At 70.8% G+C, this 4,688-nt stretch carries 5 protein-coding genes and 1 pseudogene; 1 reads left to right on the top strand and 5 read right to left on the bottom strand.

The features are described 5' to 3' along the window. The 4 genes from ACLL81_RS02865 to ACLL81_RS02850 all read right to left on the bottom strand — a co-directional run. The coding region (locus ACLL81_RS02865; RefSeq protein ID WP_411286836.1) for a crotonase/enoyl-CoA hydratase family protein at positions 1-818 on the bottom strand (818 nt) is incomplete at its 3' end. A 9-nt stretch (positions 819-827) separates the two neighbouring features. Beyond that, positions 828-1,739: a glutathione S-transferase family protein gene (locus tag ACLL81_RS02860; RefSeq protein WP_411286835.1), complete on the bottom strand. Its 912-nt coding sequence runs from the start codon at positions 1,737-1,739 to the stop codon at positions 828-830. A gap of 101 nt (positions 1,740-1,840) precedes the next feature. Further along, a complete protein-coding gene (locus ACLL81_RS02855; protein ID WP_411286834.1) occupies positions 1,841-2,482 on the bottom strand; it encodes a glutathione S-transferase family protein in 642 nt (213 codons plus the stop codon). Positions 2,483-2,642: 160 nt separating this feature from the next. Then, positions 2,643-3,605 (bottom strand): alpha/beta fold hydrolase, encoded by a 963-nt coding sequence (locus tag ACLL81_RS02850; protein WP_411286833.1) that lies wholly within the window; start codon positions 3,603-3,605, stop codon positions 2,643-2,645. Between the two features lie 131 nt (positions 3,606-3,736). On the opposite strand from ACLL81_RS02850, the gene ACLL81_RS02845 reads away from it, so the two are divergent. Continuing rightward, on the top strand, positions 3,737-4,504 hold the full coding sequence (locus ACLL81_RS02845; RefSeq protein WP_411286832.1) for an SDR family NAD(P)-dependent oxidoreductase: 768 nt from the start codon (positions 3,737-3,739) through the stop codon (positions 4,502-4,504). 3 nt (positions 4,505-4,507) lie between these two features. On the opposite strand, the pseudogene ACLL81_RS02840 reads toward ACLL81_RS02845, so the two are convergent. Further along, a pseudogene (locus tag ACLL81_RS02840) lies at positions 4,508-4,688 on the bottom strand (hypothetical protein); the annotation flags it as partial.

The raw sequence follows: 4,688 nt of genomic DNA, 5'->3' as shown, positions 1-4,688 counted from the left end.
TAGTCGGCGAAGGCCGGGTCGCGCTTGCCCATATTGGCCATCACCGCTTCGATCTGGTTGGTCGAGCCGATCAGGGCCACCTGCTCGCGGGTCTCCTCCAGCAGGGTCGCGTGCTGGTCGGCGTCGGCGGCGAGGTTCAGCAGGCGTTTGCCGGCGCGGATGGCGTGCGGGTTGCGGGCGGCCACCTCGCGGGCGAAGGCCAGGGCCTCGGCCAGGGGATCGGCGCAGACCCGGGTGGCCAGCCCCATGGCCAGGGCCTCCTCCCCAGAGAAGATGCGGCCCGACCAGGTGAGTTCGCGGGCCACGTCGTCGCGGATCAGGCCCTTCATCAGGACGACGCCGGCCATGTCCGGCACCAGGCCCCACTTGATCTCCAGCACCGCCAGGCGCGCATCGGCGGTGACGAAGCGCAGGTCGCAGCCCAGCGCCAGTTGGAAGCCGCCGCCGAAGGCCACCCCGTGCACCGCGGCCACCACCGGCACAGGGATTTCCCGCCAGACCATCACCGCGTGCTGGGCGCGGTTGGAACCGCCCTCGGTGCGCTTGGGCCTGGAGAGCGCGTCAGCCGGCTTGCCACCGATGGCCTGCCGCTCGCCGGACGCCATGGCGGCGAAACTGCCCATGTCGAGGCCGGCGCAGAAGGCCCGGCCCTCCCCCGACAGCACCACGGCGCGGACCCCGGCCTCGGTCTTGAGGCGTTCGCCGGTGTCGATCAGGGCGCTGAACATGGCCTCGTCGAGGGCGTTCATCTTGTCGGTGCGGACCATGCGGACGTCGGCGACGCCGCCCTGGATATCCACGGTGATACGGTCGGTCATGGGGCCTCCTCAGCCGCTCCGCGCCAGGACGTAGCCGACGCGCGGGAAATGCACATGCAAAAGGTCGAGCTCGCCGCACTCACGGGCCAGCACCAGGCGATCAGCGGTCAGCGCCACCAGCCGGCCCGCCACCGGATCGCGGCCGTAGTCGTCGGCCCGCACGGCGACCGCGTCGCCCGGGCTGAAGCCGCCGCTGTCGGCGGGGTCGCTGGGGGGAGCCGGTCCCGGAGAGGATGTCATGGCCACATTCAGGGCCTCGGCGCCGCTCATCTCACGGGGCCGACCGTGACCGATGGCCGCCATTCTTGCGCGCCAGTCCTGGGTCTGCGCGAAGCCGGCCAGCAGCTCCTCAGCCACCCCGGGCGCCGCGGCGCCCAGCCACCAGACGTTCATATAGGCTGCGACATCGCTCAGCGACGCCGTCGATCCGCCAAGGAACTTGCCCCCGGTTAGCCCCTGCTCCACCCAGGCGGCGAAGGCCCGCCACTGGCTCCGCGCCACGGGCGCCGCAGCTTTCATCGCCGCCACGTCGAAGGCCCGGCCGGAGAGTTTCTCGCGGTCCTCGATGAAGGCCTTGGGCACGGCGTCGCCCAGGGCCCCGAAGACCACGGCGACGCTGGCCTGGAACCACAGCCGGTCGGCCCACAGGTTCACCGCCCAGTCGGCGCCGCGGACCACCGGCGGCGTGGGGTGGCGCGCCTCCAGCTCGGCCAGGATCACCTGGGTGTCGCAATAGACGTCCGCGCCGATCTGCATCACCGGGATGCGCCGATAGCCGCCGGTGAGCGGGATCAGCTCGGGCTTGGGCATGATCACCGGCTGGATCACCGAGCGCCAGGCAAGTCCCTTCACGCCCAGCATGACCCGCACCTTCTCGGAGAAGGGCGAGGTGTCGTAGTGGTGCAGGATGATCTCGGCCATCTAGCGCTGGCTCACGCCTCTCCCGCCCCGGTTATCGTCGTCCTGTCAGAACCTAAGCCGATGCCGGCCGGGAGCAAGGGCGCCCCAGCGTCAGCCCTTCTTCAGAAAGGCGAGGCGTCGGCGGCGGGCGCCCTGGCCGCCTGCGCCGCCTTGGCGGCCTGGAAGCCGGGCCGTTCCTGCAACCGGCTCCAGTAGGCGGCGACGGCCGGGGTGAAGCCCGCGTCCAGCTTGAGCTGGCCGGCCAGCAGCAGCGCATAGCCCACCGAGATGTCCGCGGCGGTGAACCGGCCCGCGCACAGGTGCGGGTCGTCCTGCAGGGCCCGGTCCACGGCGCGGAGCCTGGCCAGGAACCAACGGGCATAGTCGTCGGCCGCCTGTGGCGCGCGGCCCGGCTCCAGGGTGCGGTAGCGCAGCACCAGGGTCTGCGGAAAGGTCAGGGTCGCCTCGCCGAAGTGCAGCCAGTTCAGCCAGGCGCCATAGGCCGGGTCGTCGGGCGCCACGGCCAGCGGGCTCGGGCCGTAGCGGGCGACCAGGTACTGCACGATGGCCGCGGACTCGGTCATGAAGGTCGCCCCGTCCACCAGCGCGGGGATGGTGCCCAGCGGATTGACGGCCAGGTACTCGCGCTGGCGCACCCGGGGCGGGAACGGCATCACGGTGAGATCGTAGGTCAGGCCCAGCTCCTCCAGCGCCCAGAGCGGGCGAAACGAGCGGGCGTCGACGCAGTGGTAGAGGTGGATCATCTAGTGTCCCGATTCCGAAGTTCGCATGCGCTTGTGGTGGGCTCCGACGAACTTCGGAATCGATAAGGACGCTAGCAAGTCAATGTTTCTAGTGTGCTTTAAGGATTTGAAGTTCGCTCCGAGCTCAATCCGAAGTCGTGCGAACTTCAAATCCAGCACGCTAGAGCCCCTTCAGCCAGGGGATGAGCAGGTCGTTGACCTCGCGGACCCGCTCCTGCTGCGTCCAGTGCCCGCAGCCCTCCAGGACGTGGGCGCCGCGCAGGTTGGGGACGACGCCACGCATCACCTCGATGGGGTCGGCATGGCCTGCGAAGTTGAACGCCGGGTCCTTCGTGCCGGTGATGAACAGCGCCGGCTGCTCGATCCTGCGGTCCTTGAAGGCCTGCATCCAGTCGAAGTCCGCATCGTGGTTGCGGTAGCGGTTGATCGGCCCGCGGAAGCCGGATTGCCTGAACTCGGAGACGTAGTAGTCGAGCTCGTTCTCGGTCATCCACCCCGGGAACGGGTCTGGGTCCGCCAGGCCCTCCAGCAAGGTCGCATCGGCGGCCTTCTGCGGCCAGCTTCCCGCCGGGGCGTCGCCGCAGATGCCGTAGTAGAACTTGCGCAGGAAGCCGCGCACGTCGGCCTCGGCCTCGGCCTCCGGCGGCCCCACACGCTGGAACCAGGCCTGGTAGAAGAAGCGGTTCTTCGCTGTGAACACCTCGTCGAACCAGGCGCGGAACGAGCGCCTCGGCACACCCAGATAGGGCACCGACAGGGCGGCCACCGCGCAGATCGCCTCGGGACGGCTGAGCGCCGTGTTCCAGACAATGGGCGCGCCCCAGTCGTGGCCGACCAGGATGGCCGGGGCTTGCGGCTGCAACGCGCGCGCCACGCCGGCCACGTCCGCCGTCAGCGCCTCCATGCAATAGGCCTCGATCGCGTGCGGCTTGTCCGAGCCACCATAGCCGCGCACGTCGATCGCAGCGGCCGTGAAGCCGGCGTCGGCGATCGGCCCCATCTGGTGGCGCCACGAGAACCAGCTCTCCGGGAAACCGTGGACCAGCACCACCAGCGGCCCCTGGCCCTCCACGGCCACGCGAAGGCTCACCTCGCCAGCGTCGACCTGAACGAACTGCGGCATGGCGGCCTCCCTCGCGGCCCATGCTTGGCCCTGCCCGCCGCCCTGGCAAGGGGTGACCCTGCGTCAGGCGTTGACCTGCCGGCCCGCCGTGCCAGCATCGCGGCCCGTGCGGGACGGAGGCGCGGCCAGTCATGATCGACGCCCGAAGCGTGCGCGGCTCCACCGTACTGATCACCGGCGCCGCCAGCGGCATGGGCCGGGCCACCGCCGAGGTGTTCGCCGCCGAGGGCGCCCATGTGGCGCTCACCGACATCGCCGCAGAGACGGTCCGCGACGTGGCCGACGACCTGACCCACCGGGGCCTCAGCGCCGAGGCCTGGACGCTGGACGTCGCCGACCCCGCCGCCATCGCCGCCGTTGTGGCCGCCGTGGCCGAGCGGTTCGGCCGGCTGGACATCCTGGTGAACAACGCCGGGATCTCCGGCTTCGCGGGCCTCGATTCCGAGCACTACGACGAGGTCTGGGCCCGCTCGCTGGCCATCCTGCTCACCTCGCACCAGCGCCTGGTTCGCGCCGCCCTGCCCCATCTTCGGCTGTCGCCGGCGCCGCGGATCGTCAACATCGCCTCCACCGAGGCCCTGGGCGCCACGGCGCAGGACAGCCCCTACGCCGCAGCCAAGGCCGGCGTTGTGGGCCTGACCCGGGCCCTTGCCGTCGAGCTGGGCCGCGAGGGGATCACCGTCAACTGCGTCTGTCCGGGGCCGATCCTCACCGGCATGACCGAGGCGATCTCCGAGAACGACCGCGCCACCTTCGCCAGGCGCCGCACAGCGCTTGGCCGCTACGGCCGCCCCGAAGAAGTGGCGCACATCACGCTCAGCCTGTGCCTGCCCGCGGCCTCCTACATCACCGGAGCCATCATCCCGGTGGACGGCGGCCTGATGGCCCGGAACGCCTGAAGCTCACTCCCCCGTGAACTTCCCCGGCCGCTTCTCGCGGAAGGCGGCGACGCCCTCGCGGAAGTCAGCGCTCTTGGTGGCCAGCAGGTACTGGTCGCGGTCCATATAGATCGAGGCGTGGCTGGTGGCGGCGGCCACGGCGCTGACCGCCTCCTTGGTCATCCGCACGGAGAGCGGCGGCAGG

Origin of the sequence: Phenylobacterium sp. (assembly GCF_046590535.1) — a bacterium.
Taxonomy (GTDB): Bacteria; Pseudomonadota; Alphaproteobacteria; order Caulobacterales; family Caulobacteraceae; genus Phenylobacterium.
Note: the sequence above shows the minus strand (reverse complement) of the source record. Positions and strands in the feature narration are given on the sequence as shown.

What these genes read in the sequence shown, in the direction of transcription:
- ACLL81_RS02855 (WP_411286834.1), bottom strand. Translation starts at nt 2,482, where the DNA reads ATGATCCACCTCTACCACTGCGTCGACGCCCGCTCGTTTCGCCCGCTC.
- ACLL81_RS02860 (WP_411286835.1), bottom strand. Translation starts at nt 1,739, where the DNA reads ATGGCCGAGATCATCCTGCACCACTACGACACCTCGCCCTTCTCCGAG.
- ACLL81_RS02845 (WP_411286832.1), top strand. Translation starts at nt 3,737, where the DNA reads ATGATCGACGCCCGAAGCGTGCGCGGCTCCACCGTACTGATCACCGGC.
- ACLL81_RS02850 (WP_411286833.1), bottom strand. Translation starts at nt 3,605, where the DNA reads ATGCCGCAGTTCGTTCAGGTCGACGCTGGCGAGGTGAGCCTTCGCGTG.